16 protein-coding genes are annotated in these 15,970 nt (G+C 65.9%); 10 read left to right on the top strand and 6 right to left on the bottom strand.

Annotated elements, in window-relative coordinates:
- Positions 1 to 5 precede the first annotated feature (5 nt).
- Positions 6 to 755 carry an electron transfer flavoprotein subunit beta/FixA family protein gene (locus J8I82_RS19955; RefSeq protein WP_209760491.1) on the top strand — a complete coding sequence of 250 codons (750 nt, stop codon included), beginning with the start codon at positions 6 to 8 and terminating at the stop codon, positions 753 to 755.
- An 18-nt stretch (positions 756 to 773) separates the two neighbouring features.
- Positions 774 to 1,709 (top strand): electron transfer flavoprotein subunit alpha/FixB family protein, encoded by a 936-nt coding sequence (locus J8I82_RS19950; RefSeq protein WP_209760490.1) that lies wholly within the window; start codon positions 774 to 776, stop codon positions 1,707 to 1,709.
- A 184-nt stretch (positions 1,710 to 1,893) separates the two neighbouring features.
- Here J8I82_RS19950 and J8I82_RS19945 read toward each other — a convergent pair whose 3' ends face one another.
- Positions 1,894 to 3,198 (bottom strand): D-amino acid dehydrogenase, encoded by a 1,305-nt coding sequence (locus J8I82_RS19945; RefSeq protein ID WP_209760489.1) that lies wholly within the window; start codon positions 3,196 to 3,198, stop codon positions 1,894 to 1,896.
- A 108-nt stretch (positions 3,199 to 3,306) separates the two neighbouring features.
- Between J8I82_RS19945 and J8I82_RS19940 the strand changes: the two genes are divergently transcribed.
- Together J8I82_RS19940 and J8I82_RS19935 are read left to right on the top strand one after the other, a co-directional pair.
- Positions 3,307 to 3,810, top strand: a complete 504-nt coding sequence (locus J8I82_RS19940; protein WP_209760488.1) for an Lrp/AsnC ligand binding domain-containing protein — start codon at positions 3,307 to 3,309, stop codon at positions 3,808 to 3,810.
- Between the two features lie 32 nt (positions 3,811 to 3,842).
- Positions 3,843 to 5,057 (top strand): PA0069 family radical SAM protein, encoded by a 1,215-nt coding sequence (locus J8I82_RS19935; RefSeq protein WP_245179921.1) that lies wholly within the window; start codon positions 3,843 to 3,845, stop codon positions 5,055 to 5,057.
- A gap of 303 nt (positions 5,058 to 5,360) precedes the next feature.
- Here J8I82_RS19935 and J8I82_RS19930 read toward each other — a convergent pair whose 3' ends face one another.
- The 4 genes from J8I82_RS19930 to J8I82_RS19915 form a co-directional block, all read right to left on the bottom strand.
- Complete coding sequence (locus J8I82_RS19930; RefSeq protein ID WP_209760486.1) at positions 5,361 to 5,852, bottom strand: NINE protein; 492 nt, start codon at positions 5,850 to 5,852, stop codon at positions 5,361 to 5,363.
- A 123-nt stretch (positions 5,853 to 5,975) separates the two neighbouring features.
- Positions 5,976 to 6,134 carry a hypothetical protein gene (locus J8I82_RS19925; protein ID WP_209760485.1) on the bottom strand — a complete coding sequence of 53 codons (159 nt, stop codon included), beginning with the start codon at positions 6,132 to 6,134 and terminating at the stop codon, positions 5,976 to 5,978.
- A gap of 272 nt (positions 6,135 to 6,406) precedes the next feature.
- Entirely contained in the window at positions 6,407 to 6,811 is a 405-nt protein-coding gene (locus J8I82_RS19920; protein WP_209760484.1) for a hypothetical protein, read from the bottom strand.
- A 182-nt stretch (positions 6,812 to 6,993) separates the two neighbouring features.
- Entirely contained in the window at positions 6,994 to 8,112 is a 1,119-nt protein-coding gene (locus J8I82_RS19915; protein WP_209760483.1) for a PQQ-dependent sugar dehydrogenase, read from the bottom strand.
- Positions 8,113 to 8,265: 153 nt separating this feature from the next.
- Here J8I82_RS19915 and rpsP point away from each other — a divergent pair, with 153 nt between their 5' ends.
- The 5 genes from rpsP (at position 8,266) to J8I82_RS19890 (ending at position 11,368) form a co-directional block, all read left to right on the top strand.
- Complete coding sequence (rpsP, locus tag J8I82_RS19910) at positions 8,266 to 8,517, top strand: 30S ribosomal protein S16 (protein WP_029045686.1); 252 nt, start codon at positions 8,266 to 8,268, stop codon at positions 8,515 to 8,517.
- A gap of 139 nt (positions 8,518 to 8,656) precedes the next feature.
- A complete protein-coding gene (rimM, locus tag J8I82_RS19905) occupies positions 8,657 to 9,241 on the top strand; it encodes a ribosome maturation factor RimM (RefSeq protein ID WP_245179932.1) in 585 nt (194 codons plus the stop codon).
- Between the two features lie 52 nt (positions 9,242 to 9,293).
- A complete protein-coding gene (gene trmD / locus J8I82_RS19900; RefSeq protein ID WP_209760481.1) occupies positions 9,294 to 10,076 on the top strand; it encodes a tRNA (guanosine(37)-N1)-methyltransferase TrmD in 783 nt (260 codons plus the stop codon).
- A gap of 75 nt (positions 10,077 to 10,151) precedes the next feature.
- Positions 10,152 to 10,544, top strand: a complete 393-nt coding sequence (gene rplS / locus J8I82_RS19895) for a 50S ribosomal protein L19 (protein ID WP_209760480.1) — start codon at positions 10,152 to 10,154, stop codon at positions 10,542 to 10,544.
- 143 nt (positions 10,545 to 10,687) lie between these two features.
- Positions 10,688 to 11,368: a CoA pyrophosphatase gene (locus J8I82_RS19890; protein ID WP_209760479.1), complete on the top strand. Its 681-nt coding sequence runs from the start codon at positions 10,688 to 10,690 to the stop codon at positions 11,366 to 11,368.
- A 21-nt stretch (positions 11,369 to 11,389) separates the two neighbouring features.
- Here the strand turns inward: J8I82_RS19890 and J8I82_RS19885 are convergent, their stop codons facing one another.
- The gene (locus tag J8I82_RS19885) at positions 11,390 to 12,235 is read right to left on the bottom strand and encodes a sulfurtransferase (RefSeq protein WP_209760478.1); all 846 of its coding nucleotides are present in this window, start codon (positions 12,233 to 12,235) and stop codon (positions 11,390 to 11,392) included.
- 216 nt (positions 12,236 to 12,451) lie between these two features.
- On the opposite strand from J8I82_RS19885, the gene dnaE reads away from it, so the two are divergent.
- The gene (dnaE, locus tag J8I82_RS19880) at positions 12,452 to 15,967 is read left to right on the top strand and encodes a DNA polymerase III subunit alpha (protein WP_209760477.1); all 3,516 of its coding nucleotides are present in this window, start codon (positions 12,452 to 12,454) and stop codon (positions 15,965 to 15,967) included.
- Positions 15,968 to 15,970 lie beyond the last annotated feature (3 nt).

The following is a 15,970-nucleotide window of genomic DNA, read 5'->3' as shown; positions in this document are numbered from 1 at the left end:
AGCGCATGAAAGTACTCGTCGCAGTCAAGCGGGTGGTGGATTACAACGTCAAGGTCCGCGTCAAGGCGGACGGCACGGGCGTCGATCTGGCCAACGTCAAGATGAGCATGAACCCGTTCGACGAAATCGCCGTGGAAGAGGCCGTGCGCCTGAAGGAAGCCGGCGTCGTCACCGAAGTCGTCGCCGTCTCGTGCGGTGTCACGCAGTGCCAGGAAACCCTGCGCACCGCGATGGCCATCGGTGCCGACCGCGGCATCCTGGTGGAGTCGAGCGAAGACCTGCAACCGCTGGCCGTGGCCAAGCTGCTGAAGGCGCTGATCGACAAGGAGCAGCCGCAGCTGGTGATCCTGGGCAAGCAGGCCATCGACGATGACTCGAACCAGACCGGCCAGATGGTGGCCGCGCTGGCCGGCCTGCCGCAAGCCACGTTCGCCTCGAAGGTGGTGGTGGCCGATGGCAAGGCCTCGGTGACCCGTGAAGTCGACGGCGGCCTGGAAACGCTGTCGCTGCAGCTGCCGGCCGTGGTGACGACCGACCTGCGCCTGAACGAGCCGCGCTACGTCACGCTGCCGAACATCATGAAGGCCAAGAAGAAGCCGCTGGATACCGTCAAGCCGGAAGACCTCGGCGTCGACGTGAAGCCGCGCCTGTCGACCCTGAAGGTGGTCGAGCCTGCCAAGCGCAGCGCCGGTGTGATGGTGCCGGACGTCGCGACGCTGGTGCAGAAGCTGAAGAACGAAGCCAAGGTTATCTGAGCGCGGGGGAGATAGAACATGACTGCACTCGTCATTGCTGAACACGACAATCAATCGATCAAGGGCGCCACGCTGAACACCGTGACCGCCGCAGCCCAATGCGGCGGCGACGTGCACGTGCTGGTGGCCGGTTCCAACGCCAAGGCGGCGGCCGACGCCGCCGCCAAGATCGCCGGCGTGACCAAGGTCCTGCTGGCCGATGCCGCCTACTTTGGCGACGGCCTGGCCGAGAACGTGGCCGAGCAGGCGCTGGCCATTGCCAACGATTACTCGCACATCCTGGCCCCGGCTACCCCGTACGGCAAGAACATCCTGCCGCGCGTGGCCGCCAAGCTGGACGTGGCCCAGATCTCGGAAATCTCCAAGGTCGACGCCCCGGACACCTTCGAGCGTCCGATCTACGCCGGCAACGCCATTGCCACGGTCAAGTCGGAAGACAAGATCAAGGTGATTACCGTGCGCGGCACCGCGTTTGACGCTGCCGCCGCCGAAGGTGGCTTGGCCGCCGTCGAAACCCTGCCGGCCGTGGCCGATGCAGGCGTCTCGCAGTTCGTTTCGCGCGAAGTGGCCAAGAGCGACCGTCCGGAACTGACCGCCGCCAAGATCATCGTCTCGGGTGGCCGTGGCGTGGGTTCGGGCGAGAACTACACCAAGGTGCTGACGCCGCTGGCCGACAAGCTGGGCGCCGCGCTGGGCGCCTCGCGCGCCGCCGTCGACGCCGGCTTCGTGCCGAACGACTACCAGGTTGGCCAGACCGGCAAGATCGTCGCGCCGCAGCTGTACATCGCCGTCGGTATCTCCGGCGCGATCCAGCACCTTGCCGGCATGAAGGACTCCAAGGTGATCGTCGCGATCAACAAGGATGCCGAAGCCCCGATCTTCTCCGTGGCCGACTATGGCCTGGTGGGCGATCTGAACACCGTGGTGCCGGAACTGGTGGCCGCACTGGGCTGATGCCGTCAGCTTGCCGGCCGTGATGCAGGTGAGGCGGCCGGCAATGTTCGCAAAAGGAGCCGTTCCCGGGATTTCCCGCGAACGGCTTTTTTGCGTCTGGTGATGACGACGCAGGTCCGCGATATCTGCAAACAGCAAGGGCGGCCCGCGGGGCCGCCCTTATGTTGCCGATGCGTTGCCGCCGTCAGGCATGCGCCGGCCGCGGCGCTATGTGATGGCGAGTGGGCTTAAGGTAGCGTCCCACCGACAGGTCATCGGCACGGATCGCCGGCGAAGTCCCGGAAACCAGGTCCGACAGCAGCTTGCCGGAGCCGCAGGCCATGGTCCAGCCCAGCGTGCCGTGCCCGGTGTTCAGCCACAGGCCGCGTACCTGAGTCGGCCCGACGATCGGCGTGCCGTCCGGCGTCATCGGACGCAGGCCGGTCCAGAAGGTGGACTGGCTGACATCGCCGGCGCCGGGGAACAGGTCGGTGACCACGTGTTCGAGCGTGCGGCGCTTGGCCGGGTCCAGGCCGCGGTCATAGCCGACGATCTGCGCCATGCCGCCGACGCGGATGCGATCGTCGAAGCGGGTGATGGCGACCTTGTAGGTTTCATCCAGCACCGTCGACACCGGGCTGCGCGAGGCGTCGCTGAGCGGCACCGTGATCGAGAAGCCCTTGAGCGGGTACACCGGCAGGTTGGACATGCCCGACAGGAATGGCTTCACCAGCTGCGTCGACCAGCTGCCCAGCGCCACGACCACCAGGTCGGCTGAGATCGGCTCGCCATTGACGACGGCGCCGGTGACGGCATCGCCCTGCGTTATCAGGCTGTCGATCGAGCGGTTGTACAGGAACCTGACGCCCAGCGTCTCGGCCATCTGCGAAAGCCGTGTCGTGAACAACTGGCAGTCGCCGGTTTCATCGTTGGGAAGGCGCAGGCCGCCGCTCAGCTTGTGGCTGACTGCGGCCAGCGCCGGTTCGCTCGCGGCGAGTTCTTCGCGCGAAAGCAACTGGTAGGGCACGCCGGCTTCTTCCAGCACGGCGATGTCCTTGGCCGCGCCTTGCAGCTGCTCGTCGGTGCGAAATACCTGCAGCGTTCCTTGCTGGCGGCCTTCATAGGCGATGCCGGTTTCCGTGCGCAGTGCGCGGATGCAGTCCCGGCTGTATTCGGCCAGCCGCACCATGCGCTCCTTGTTCACGGCATAGCGCTCGGCGCTGCAGTTCAGCAGCATCTGCCACATCCATTGCAGCTGGAACAGCGTGCCGTCCGGACGGATGGACAGCGGAGCGTGTTCCTGGAACATCCACTTGATCGCCTTCAGCGGCACGCCCGGCGCAGCCCACGGCGACGCATAGCCTGGGGAGATCTGCCCCGCGTTGGCAAAGCTGGTCCCAAGCGCGGGCCCGGCCTCGCGGTCGACGACGGTCACTTCGTGACCGGCCTTGGCCAGATACCACGCACTGGTGACGCCAATTACGCCACTGCCAAGTACGAGAACGCGCATTTTCGGGGGCTCCAACTACGATGTCAGGTTGAAGAAGGATTTGTGTCTATACTATTGAATACATTCCAGTCATAGTTACCGAATTTCTTAGAAAAACAGGAAAAACTAATGAGAACCAGTCGTCAGCCCGTACGCACCCTCGACCGGCTCGACCGCAGGATCCTGACGCTACTGCAGGCAGACGGCAGGATCTCGATGAAAGACCTGGCGGAGGCGGTCGGCCTGACCATCACGCCGTGCATCGAGCGGGTCAAGCGCCTGGAGCGCGATGGTGTCATCATGGGCTACTACGCGCGGCTGAATCCATCCTTGCTGGGCAGCGCTCTGCTGGTATTTGTCGAGATCTCGCTTGGCAATAAATCGGGCAATATGTTCGAGCAGTTCCGGCGCGAGGTGCTGCGTATCCCGGAAGTGCTGGAATGTCACCTCGTGTCGGGCGATTTCGACTACCTGATCAAGGCACGCATTCGTGAGATCGGCGAATACCGGCGGCTGCTGGGCGACATCCTGTTGCAGCTGCCCGGCGCCGCGCAGTCGAAAAGCTATGTCGTCATGGAAGAAATCAAGGAAACGCTGGCAATCTCGGTCGAGGACAAGAGCCAGCAGACCTGACAACCCGCGCCAGGCCAACGATGCCGGCAAACATGAAGCGCCCCAGCAACCCTTCTCAAGACACGGCTACCGACGCCGATACGCAGGCGGGCCCGCGGCCGCCCGTCGCGCGCAAGGGCCGCGGCGCGGTCAGCAACCTGCAGGGACGTTTCGAGCGAGACCAGCGCGAGACCTTCGACGACGGCTGGGGTAGTCCGGCCATGGACGAGCCGGCCACTGCAGTCGGGCAGGCGCATCCGGAGGATGCCTGCAGCACCGCCCAGGCGCCGGAAGCGCCATTGCCGCCGCTGCGCACGCAGGTGCGCATCGAGCGTGCGCGTTCAATCCTGACCCGCAACGCGTCGCCCGACATCCCGTTCGACGTCTCGCTGAACCCGTATCGCGGCTGCGAGCACGGCTGTATCTACTGTTTTGCGCGGCCCACGCACGCCTACCTTGACCTGTCGCCGGGGCTCGACTTCGAAACCCGGTTGTTCGCCAAGGCCAACGCGGCCGAGAAGCTGCGCGAGGCCCTGGCCCGGCCCTCGTACCGCTGCGAGACCATCGCGCTGGGCGTCAACACCGACGCCTACCAGCCGATCGAGCGCGAGCAACGCATTACGCGCGGCATCCTCGAGGTGCTGAGCGAGTACGATCATCCGGTCGCGCTGATCACCAAGTCTTCACTGATCGAGCGTGATATCGACCTGCTGGCGCCGATGGCCGCCAAGCGGCTCGCAGTGGCCGCAGTCACCGTCACCACGCTGGATGCCGACATTGCGCGCACGCTCGAGCCGCGCGCGGCGACGCCGTCACGGCGGCTGCGTACGATCCGCACGCTGGCCGACGCCGGTATTCCGGTGGGCGTGAGCATTGCCCCGGTGATCCCGTTCATCACCGAGCCTGACCTGGAACGTGTGCTGGAAGCTGCGCGCGAGGCGGGCGCCGTCTATGCGAACTACATCGTGCTGCGACTGCCCTGGGAGGTACGGCCGCTGTTCGAGGAGTGGTTGCAGGCGCATTTCCCCGACCGCGCCGAGCGGGTCATGAACCGCGTACGGGACATGCGCGAAGGCAAAGCCTACGATGCCAGCTTTGCCACGCGCATGCGGGGCACGGGCGTGTGGGCGGACTTGCTGCGTCAGCGATTCTACAAGGCCGCCGACCGGCTCGGCTTCCGCTATAACCGGTTCGAACTGGATACTTCGCGATTCCGGCCGCCCGCGGGACCACGCGACAAGGATGATCCGCAAGGCTCTTTATTCTGAGCGGCTGCGGTGGCCTGCTGGTCGCCGATCATGCGGCTGGCCAGGTCCAGCGCGGCCTTCGCGCTCGATGGCGGCAGTCCGGAGGACAGCGCCAGCCTGACGGCGATGGCTGCCAGGCGTCCTTCGTCATACGTTGGCATGTCGATTGGTGCTCCTTTGCGCCGCCAGAGCCACGCTCCGCCGCGCATGTCGCCGCCAGGATCGGACGGTCTTTCCAGTATGGGCGATTTGCGCGAAAGGGGAATTGCCGATTGCGCCCGCATTGATCGCGCGCAAAGGCGGTCGAAATGCATAACGCGGCAGCTATTGCGACAGCTCGCGCGCGGCCTCGACCTGCGATTCGAAGAAAGTCTGGAAGCTGATGGCCAGCCCCGCCATCAGCAGGCCGGTGCCGATCAGCAGCGACAGGATCACCAGGATCACGACCGGCCAGCCGGAGCGTGTCGGCTTGCCGTGGGGATTAAAGCGCGCGTCCCATTTGTCGTCCGGGCGCAGGCCATAGACGATTGCGGCAAGGTAGGCGCTGATCACCGAGGCCCCGCCGGCAACGGCAAACGTCCAGTTGAGCGCGGGCGTCCCGGCATCCGCCGCCATCGAGGCTATGCCGACGACGCCGCCGAGCAGCCCCAGCAGGTGAGCCCAGCCGTACACGTCGCGCAGCCCGCCCAGGTAAAAGCGGTGCGCCCCGAGGCTGCCGAACAGGAACGCCAGCGCGACCGTCAGCAGCTTGGACTTGCCGCGGGCCGGAGCAGGGGGGCGAGTGGTTGCGGGACTGGCGGGGGTGGCGGCAGGCATGGGGTAGGGACGTGCGTGGCAGTTCGGGAAAAAAGGCGGCACACGCGTGCCGGCCGGCAGTCATTGTACGCCGGCGGTCACGGCCAGGGAGGGGAAGTGCATCAGCAGACGCGCAGGGCGACGCTAATGCCAGCCGCCCGCGAGCAGGCTCTTGATAAAGGTGGCGGCGTGTTCGCTGATATGCGTTTCGCCGTAAAGGACCAGGGTAAGGATCCCCATGAACAAAACGGACAGCGATAACTGGCCGGCGTGTTCGACCAGGTCGCTAAGAAGGGGTGACATGACAAACCTCACAGAATTATTGTCTTTCTGGAGGCTGCGCCCGAGCTGTCATGATCGGGTCCGACAGGAGGTGTCGGGCAGAGGCAGGTCAGTTCGATTGCCGTCTGCACTGGACGGCACGCTGTGAGCCCCGGGCAGCGCCGGGCGGCAGCCTGTGCGCAGCACCCGGAAAGTGGGGCACACACTCAGATACAGACAACCGGGGCGTGGGGCGAGTTCCGCAGCGCGTTGCCCAAGGCGCTGGCGCCACGCGAGCGCCAGCCGCAAGCGAGTCAGCGTCCGCCGTTGTCGCGGCCACCTGCCTGCCAGCCGGGACCCACGTTGGTGGGGCGCGAGTCGTTGCGAGCGTCGGAAGGGTTGCCGCGCTGATCCTGGGCCCGCACCCGGTTATCGTCGCGAGCGCCCTGCATGGCAGCGGCTCGGCGGCCGCTCAGGCGGTCGTCTGCGCGGGCGCGGGCTTCCATCCGGTCGATCTGCGCCTGTACGTGGTCGCGGCTTTCGGCGCGCACGCTGGCGACCTGCCAGCCATCACCGGCTTGCAGCCGCACCGGCCGGGCATCAGCGCGGCTTTGTTGCCAGAACGCGACCTGGGCATGACTGGCGGCTACCGCGCCGACCAGGCCCGAGGCCACCAGGATGCCAGCCACCAGGTCGCGCAGGAGAGAGCGGGTGAACATGCGGATTCCCAGGTTCCTGTCGCGCTAAGTTGCTGTTGGAAGATGGGTTCATGGTACGCATGGGCCATCAGGTCGCGCTATGCCAAGCGCGTTACCGGTGTAACGGATTGTTTCGGACACATGAGCATTGCTTTTCCTCGTGTTTGGGTGGCTTTGCGGGCATTTGTGCGGGTTGTCTCCGGTTACGGCGCGTAGCGGATCCGGTAGATCGCGCCAGCCAGGTCGTCGCTGACCAGCAGCGAGCCGTCAGGGGCGATCAGCACATCGGCAGGACGGCCCCATGGCCTGCCGCGCAGCCAGCCATGAGCAAACACTTCCTGCCGGACGGCCTTGCCTGACTCGTCCAGCACCACGCGCACGACGCGGTAGCCGGATGGCTGGCTGCGGTCCCAGCTGCCATGTTCGGCAATGAAGACATTGTTGCGGTACGCCGCCGGAAACTGGCTGCCCGTATAGAAGCGCATGCCAAGGGCTGCCACGTGCGCGCCCAGGCGTGCCACCGGCGGGACAAATTCCGAGCAGGGACGCTTGCTGCCGTATTCCGGGTCGGCGACGTTGCCGGCGTGGCAGTACGGGTAACCGAAATGCTGGTTGTTCGCCGTGGCGCGGTTCAGTTCGTCGTCGGGAACATCGTCGCCCATGCGGTCGCGGCCATTGTCCGTGAACCACAGCTCGCGCGTGGCCGGATGCCAGTCGAAGCCGACGGTATTGCGCACCCCCCGGGCCGCCACCTGCAGGTCGCTGCCGTCGGGCTTCATCTTCATGATGTTGGCGTAGCGGTTCTCGTCGGGCGCGCAGATATTGCAGGGCGCGCCGACCGGGACGTACAGGTAGCCGTCCGGCCCGAAGGCGATAAATTTCCAGCCGTGGTGATCGTCTGAAGGAAAGCGGTCGCTTACCACGACCGGGGCCGGCGGGTTGTCCAGCCGTGCTTCGACATTGTCGAAGCGCACGATCCTCGACACCGAGGAGGCGTACAGGCTGCCATCGCGCAGGGCCACCCCGGCTGGCATCCGCAGCCCGCTGGCAACGGTGCGCACGCGCGGCCGGGCGCCGAGCGCGTCGGTGATCGCGTAGACCTTGCCTTCGCGCAGCGAACCCACGAAGAGCGTGCCCGATGGCGACAGCGCCATGGCGCGCGCGCCCGGCACCTCCTGCGTCAACACGTCGATGCGGAAGCCGGGCGGCAGCTTGATCTGCTCGAGCGGCAATGCCGCCGCCGCGCTGCCTGCCAGCAGAACCACGGCGAGCAGGGCAGATTGCCGTACAGCACGAAGCAAGAAGTGCAGATGCGGACGCATGTCAGGCCTCCCGTCGCGGTTTTTGCCACGATGCCTGCACGGCACCGGCACGTCAATCACCTAAGTGTTTGTTTGGCCTCGGAAACTGGGCTATACTCTTGCGTTTCGTGTTCGCTTGAACACCCGGACACCCGTTTTCTGAGGAATCATCCCATGGTCGTTATCCGTCTGGCTCGCGGCGGCAGCAAGAAGCGCCCGTTCTTCAACATCGTCGCTACCGACTCGCGCAACCGTCGCGATGGCCGTTTCATCGAGCGCGTTGGCTTCTACAACCCGCTGGCTTCGGAAGGCGAAGAAGGCCTGCGCCTGGCGCAAGACCGCCTGGCCTACTGGCAAGGCGTTGGCGCCCAGCTGTCGCCGACCGTTGCCCGCCTGGTCAAGCAAGGCGCCAAGGCTGCTGCCTGATTGCCGCCGGTCCATCGGACTGAGCGAACTATAGCGTGCCCGCAAGGGCACGTTCTTCGTTGCGCACGTGACTGAACGCAAGCAGCGGCCGCTGAACCGGCCGCAGGGCCCGCAGGGTGAGGCCCCCAAGGCCCTCAAGATGCCCGCGGCGTTGCTGTATGCCGACGCCCTGCCGGAAGACCTGGTCGAAGTCGGCTATGTCGGCGCGGCCTATGGCATCCGTGGGTGGATCAAGGTCCAGCCGCATGCCAATGACGCATCCGCGCTGCTGCATGCGCGTCGCTGGTGGTTGCTGGCGCCGCCGCAGGCGGGGCTGGTTGCCGCCGAAGCGCAGCATGCCCAGCCGGTCTGCGTGAAGATCGCGCAGTCGCGCGAGCACAGCGGCACGGTGGTGGCGAATGCTGCCGGCGTTGCCGACCGCAATCTTGCGGAAGCGCTCCGGGGCCGTCGCGTGTGGATCCGGCGCGCGGATTTTCCGGCGCCGGAAGACGATGAGTTTTACTGGGTCGACCTGATCGGCTGCAGCGTCAGCAACGAGCAAGGCGAGTTGCTGGGCGAAGTGTCCGGCCTGATCGATAACGGTGCCCACCAGATCCTGCAGGTCGCGTACGCGCTGCCGGACGGCAAGGCTGGCGAACGGCTGATCCCGTTTGTCGATGCGTTCCTGCGCACAGTCGATACCACCGGCAAGCGCATCGTGGTGGACTGGGGACTCGATTACTGATCCCGGCTGAGCCAGGTTGAGCCCGGCATTGTGCCCAGGAGGGGGAGAGCGGATGCAGTTCGATGTGATCACGCTGTTTCCCGAGATGTTTCGTGCGCTGACCGACTGGGGCATTACCAGCCGGGCAGCCAAGCAACAGCGGTATGCGCTGCGCAGCTGGAATCCACGCGATTTCACGGTCGACAACTACCGCACCATCGACGATCGCCCCTATGGCGGCGGCCCGGGCATGGTGATGCTGGCCAAGCCGCTGGACGATGCGATCGATGCCGCGGTGGCAGCCCAGGCGCAGGCCGGCGTGCCGCGGCCGCACGTGGTGCTGATGTCGCCGCAAGGCAAGACGCTGTCGCACGCCAAGGTGATGGAACTGGCCGAACGGCCGGGCCTGGTCCTGCTGTGCGGCCGCTATGAGGCCATCGACCAGCGGCTGATCGACCGCCGCGTGGACGAGGAAATCAGCCTCGGCGACTTCGTGCTGTCAGGCGGCGAACTGCCGGCGATGGCGCTGATCGACGCGGTGGTGCGCCATCTGCCCGGCGTGCTGGGCGACGCGCAGTCCGCGGTGCAGGACAGCTTCGTCAACGGCCTGCTGGATTGTCCGCACTACACGCGGCCGGAAGAATATGAAGGCGTGCGGGTGCCCGAGATACTGCTCGGGGGCCATCACGCCGAGATCGAGAAATGGCGGCGCCAGCAGGCGCTGGCCAATACGGCGAGAAAGCGTCCCGATTTGATCGAGGCGGCTCGCGAACAAGGTTTGCTGTCCCGCGCCGACGAGAAGTTCTTGTCGGAATGGGCGGCGAAGGAAGGGCGGGAGGCAACTCCCGCCAGGTAAAACCCCATCCTCTGCCGGGGCCCGGGACATGCCTGGGGCATACAACGCCGGCACGATGGTTACGGAGAAAAAACGATGAACCTCATCGAACAGATCGAGAAGGAAGAGATCGCGCGTCTGACCGCGAACAAGACCATCCCCGCATTCGCACCCGGCGACACCGTGATCGTCAGCGTGAACGTGGTGGAAGGTAACCGCAAGCGCGTGCAGGCCTACGAAGGCGTGGTGATCGCCAAGCGTAACCGCGGCCTGAACTCGTCCTTCATCGTGCGCAAGATCTCGTCGGGTGAAGGCGTGGAACGTACGTTCCAGCTGTACTCGCCGCTGATCGCTGCCATCGAAGTGAAGCGTCGCGGCGACGTGCGTCGCGCGAAGCTGTACTATCTGCGCCAGCGTTCGGGCAAGTCCGCACGTATCAAGGAAAAGCTGGTGTCGAAGGCTGCCACCGCTGCCAAGGCTGCGGAGTAAGCCGGACATGCTGGCCGGGGCGACCCGGCCAGCGTTTCCTCAGGAAGGGCACCCCATGGGTGCCCTTTTTGCATTGGCGCGCGGGCAACACCCGATTTTGCTGCGGCGCCGAATTGCGCGCTTCTGTCATACTTGCAGTTGTTATGCGTCCCGCCTTCGATCCCGAATCCCTTCCCGTCGTCGACACCGACCTGCGCAATGCGCCATTGAGCGAGCCGCGCCTGCAGGTCGACTTCATCCGCCACCGCTTCGAGGTGCCGCCGGCCTGGGCGCCGGAGCTGACCGACGAATCGCGCGTCTACGACCGCAGCCGCGGCCTGCGCGATGCCGCCGTGCTGGTGCCGCTGGTGGAACGCCGCGATGGCCTGACCGTGCTGCTGACCCAGCGCAACGCCAACCTGAGCGCGCATGCGGGGCAGATCAGCTTCCCGGGCGGCAGGCAGGAGCAGTGGGACACGAACCGCATCGACACGGCGTTGCGCGAAACGGAAGAAGAGGTGGGCCTGGCGCGCGCCTACGTGGAAGTGCTGGGCGCGCTGCCTGACTACATCACCGGCACAGGGTTCCACGTCAGCCCGGTGGTCGGCCTGGTGCGCGATGGTTTCACGCTGCGCCCGGATGCCTCGGAAGTGGCCGATGTCTTCGAGGTGCCGCTCGCCTTTCTGATGAACCCGTCACACCACGAGCGGCGCCTGTTCCGCTGGGTCGACGGCGAGCGCCTGTTCTACGCCATGCCCTATCCGCGCGAGGGCGGCGGCCACCGCTTTATCTGGGGCGCCACCGCGGGCATGCTGCGCAATCTCTACCACCTGCTGGCGGCCTGAGCGGCCACCCCCGGGCTTCTCTCAGGCTGCCGCCTGCCTGGCGTCGATGCAGTGCGGGCAGCTCTTGCCGATCACGTAGTGCGGGCTCTGTTGTTCTTCCGGCGTGACCACCGCACGGCAGGCGAAGCACTGCTTGGGGCCGGCGGGCTCCAGGTTCGGGTTCAGCGCGGTGCGGTAGTCGAAGACGAAGCAGTCACCGCGATAGTGGCTGCCGCCCACTTCCTCGAAGTACTTCAGGATGCCGCCCTCGAGCTGGTACACGCGCTCGACGCCGACTTCCTGCATGTGGATCGCCGCCTTCTCGCAGCGGATGCCGCCGGTGCAGAACGACACCACGGTCTTGCCTTCCAGCTCTGCCTTGTGCGCGGCGACAGCGTCGGGAAATTCGCTGAACTTGGCGATGTCGTACTCGACCGCATCTTCGAAGGTGCCGACCGCCACTTCGAAGTCATTGCGCGTATCGAGCATCACCACCGGGCGGCCTTCGTCGTCATGCCCCTGGTCCAGCCAGCGCTTCAGGTCCGCCGGCCGCAGCGACGGCGCGCGGCCGTTCTCCGGGCGGATCAGCGGCATCTTCATGGTAATGATTTCCTTCTTGGCGCGCACCAGCATGCGCTTGAAGGGCTGGTTCTCCGACAGGCTTTCCTTGGGCGCGATATCGGCGAAGCGCGCGTCGGCATGCAGCCACGCCATGAAACCGTCGATGGCTGCGCGCGGGCCGGCCAGGAACATGTTGATGCCCTCGGGCGCGAGCAGGATCGTCCCTTTCAGGCCGGCCGCTTCGCAGCGCTCGCGCATGGCCGGGCGCAGGGTCTCGATGTCGTCCAGCGAGACGAATTTGTAAGCGGAAATATTGACGATCTGCATGAGGGACGGCGCCTGCGCGGCCGCGCCCGGAAGGGCGGGGAGGGCGTTGGCGGCTTGCAATAACTGCCTGATTGGAAAGGCGAAATTATAACGCGCGCGCGCGCTTCTGCCGCGCATTCCCAACCACTCCAATCAGCTTTGCGCAGCGGCGTGCACGCATCGCCTGCACGCAATATTGGAGGCCGGCAGACGGGTCGAGCCGGTACAATGTCGCCCATGTCCGCACCCCGCTTCGTCCACCTCCGCCTGCATTCCGAATACTCCGTCGTGGACGGCATCGTCCGCCTCGACGACGCCGTCAAGGCCGCCGCCGCCGATGGCATGGGTGCGCTCGCCCTGACGGATCTTGCCAACGCCTTCGGGCTGATCCGCTATTACAAGGAAGCGCGCGGCAAGGGCGTGAAGCCGGTAGTCGGGGCCGATGTCTGGCTGACCAATGCCGAAGACCGCGACAAGCCCGCGCGCCTGCTGCTGCTGGTGCAGGACCGGCGCGGCTACCTGAACCTGTGCATGCTGCTGTCGCGCGCGTGGCTGGGCAACCAGTACCGCGGCCGCGCCGAGATCGATCCGTCGTGGTTCCTGGAGCCGGGCGAAGACGACATGCCGCTTGCCACCGGCCTGATCGCGCTGTCCGGCGCGATGGGCGGCGATATCGGCATGGCGCTGGCCAACGGCAATGCCGAGGGCGCGCGCCGTGCCGCGCAGCACTGGGCGTCGGTGTTTCCGCAGCGCTTCTATGTCGAACTGCAGCGTGCCGGCCATGCCGGCACCGATGCCTACGTGCAGCAGGCCGTGCAACTGGCGGCCGAGCAGCAGTTGCCGGTGGTCGCCACGCATCCGGTGCAGTTCATGACGCCGGACGACTACACCGCGCACGAGGCGCGCGTGTGCATCGCCGAGGGCGAGCTGCTGGCCAACCCGCGCCGCACGCGGCGCTTCACCACCGACCAGTACTTCAAGACCCAGGACGAGATGTGCGCGCTGTTCGCGGATATCCCCTCGGCGCTTGAGAACGCGGTCGAGATCGCGCGTCGCTGCAACCTGACGCTGGAGCTGGGCAAGCCGCGCCTGCCCCTGTTCCCGACGCCGGACGGCATGTCGCTGGACGACTACCTCGTCTTCATGGCCAAGGACGGCCTGGAAAAGCGCATGGCGGTGCTGTTCCCGGACGAAGCGGTGCGCGAAGCGAAGCGCCCGGATTACTACGCACGGCTGGAGTTCGAGACCGGCACCATCATCAAGATGGGCTTCCCCGGCTACTTCCTGATCGTGGCGGACTTTATCAACTGGGCCAAGAACAACGGCGTGCCGGTCGGGCCCGGCCGGGGCTCCGGTGCCGGTTCGCTGGTCGCGTATGCGCTGGGCATTACCGACCTCGATCCGCTCAAGTACGCGCTGCTGTTCGAGCGTTTCCTGAACCCGGAGCGGGTCTCGATGCCCGACTTCGATATCGACTTCTGCCAGCACGGCCGCGATCGCGTGATCACGTACGTGAAAGAGAAGTACGGCAAGGACGCGGTGTCGCAGATCGCCACCTTCGGCACCATGGCCGCCAAGGCCGCGGTGCGCGACGTGGGCCGCGTGCTCGACCTGGGCTATGGCTTTGTCGACGGCATCGCCAAGCTGATCCCGTTCAAGCCGGGCAAGCTGGTCACCATCGAGGAAGCGAAGAAAGAAGAGCCGCTGCTGACCGAGCGCGAGAACAACGAGGAAGAAGTGCGCCAGCTGCTGGAACTGGCGCAGCGCGTCGAAGGCATGACGCGTAACGTCGGCATGCACGCCGGCGGTGTGCTGATCGCGCCCGGCAGGCTGACCGATTTCTGCCCGCTGTACACGCAAGGCGCGCAGAACGACGGCATGAGCGGCGTCGTCAGCCAGTACGACAAGGACGACGTCGAGGCCGCCGGCCTGGTCAAGTTCGACTTCCTGGGCCTGACCACGCTGACCATCCTGGACTGGGCCGAGCGCTATATCCGCCGCCTGGATCCGAGCAAGGCCGACTGGAACTGCAGCCACATCCCCCTCGACGACGGCCCCGCCTTCGACATCCTGAAGACTGCCAATACGGTCGCCGTGTTCCAGCTGGAAAGCCGCGGCATGCAGGGCATGCTGAAGGACGCCAAGCCCGACCGCTTCGAGGACATCATCGCGCTGGTGGCACTCTACCGCCCGGGCCCGATGGACCTGATCCCCAGCTTCTGCGCGCGCAAGCACGGCCGCGAGAAGGTGGAGTATCCCGATCCGCGCGTCGAACCTGTCCTGAAAGAGACCTACGGCATCATGGTCTACCAGGAGCAGGTGATGCAGATGGCGCAGATCATCGGCGGCTACTCGCTGGGCGGCGCCGACCTGCTGCGTCGCGCGATGGGCAAGAAGAAGCCGGAGGAGATGGCGCAGCATCGCGTCATGTTCCGCGAGGGTGCCGACAAGAACGGCCTCAATGCGCAGCAGGCCGACGACATCTTCGACCTGATGGAGAAGTTCGCGGGCTACGGCTTCAACAAGTCGCACGCGGCGGCCTATGCGCTGCTGGCGTACTACACCGCCTGGCTCAAGGCGCACCACCCGGCCGAATTCATGGCAGCCAACATGTCGCTGGCCATGGATGACACCGACAAGGTCAAGATCCTCTACGAGGACTGCAAGCTCAACAAGATCGCGGTGCTGCCGCCGGACGTCAACGCCAGCGAATACCGCTTCGCGCCGACCGACCCGAAGACCATCCGCTATGGCCTGGGCGGCATCAAGGGCAGCGGGCAGGGCGCGATCGAAGACATCCTGCGCGCGCGCGAAGAGGGCGGGGCGTTCAAGGACCTGTTCGACTTCTGCGAGCGCGTCGACCGCCGCCAGGTCAACCGCCGCACCATGGAAGCGCTGATCCGCGCCGGCGCCTTCGACAGCCTGAACGACAACCGCGCCCAGCTGCTGGCCTCGGTGCCGATCGCCATGGAAGCCGCGGAGCAGAAGGCCGAGTCCGCCAATCAGGTGTCGCTGTTCGACCTGATGGGCGATGCCGGCGAAGCGCACCGCCCCGAACTGCTCGACGAGCCGCGCTGGAGTCCCAAGCGCACGCTGCAGGAAGAAAAGCAGGCGCTCGGCTACTATTTCTCCGGCCACCTGTTCGACGCCTACCGCGACGAGGTGCGCCGCTTCAACAAGGGCACGCTGGCCTCGCTGGAAAAGGAAGTGCAGGGCAACGGCGGCGGCTTCGGCCGGGACGTGCGCGGCAAGACCATCGCCGGCGTGATCTCCGGCATCCGCACCCAGATGACCCAGCGCGGCAAGATGCTGATCGTCACGCTGGACGACGGCACCGGGCTGGTCGAGATGACGGTGTTCAACGAGGTCTTCGACGCCAACCGGCAGATGTTCCGCGAGGATGAGCTGCTGATCGCCACCGGCAATGCGCGGCACGATACCTTTACCGGTGGTGTGCGCTTTACCGCGGAATCGGTGATGGACCTGACCGCGGCACGGATCCGGTTTGCGACGGCCGTGCGTCTGGTGATGAATGGCAATTCTTCGACCGGGATGCTGCGCGAACTGCTGATGCCGCACCTGGCGCGCGCCACCGGCGCGCAGGGATTGCCAGTGCGGATCGGCTACCAGGCCCGGACCGCTTCGTGCGAAGCCGTGCTGGGGCAGGAGTGGCAGGTGGTACCGTCCGACGAAGCGCTGGGCGCGCTGCGGCAGGCGCTGTCACCAGAGAGCGTGAATACGCTCTACGAATGACGC

The organism is Cupriavidus consociatus (genome assembly GCF_017814975.1).
In the GTDB taxonomy this organism is placed as follows: Bacteria; Pseudomonadota; Gammaproteobacteria; order Burkholderiales; family Burkholderiaceae; genus Cupriavidus; species Cupriavidus consociatus.
Note: the sequence above shows the minus strand (reverse complement) of the source record. Positions and strands in the feature narration are given on the sequence as shown.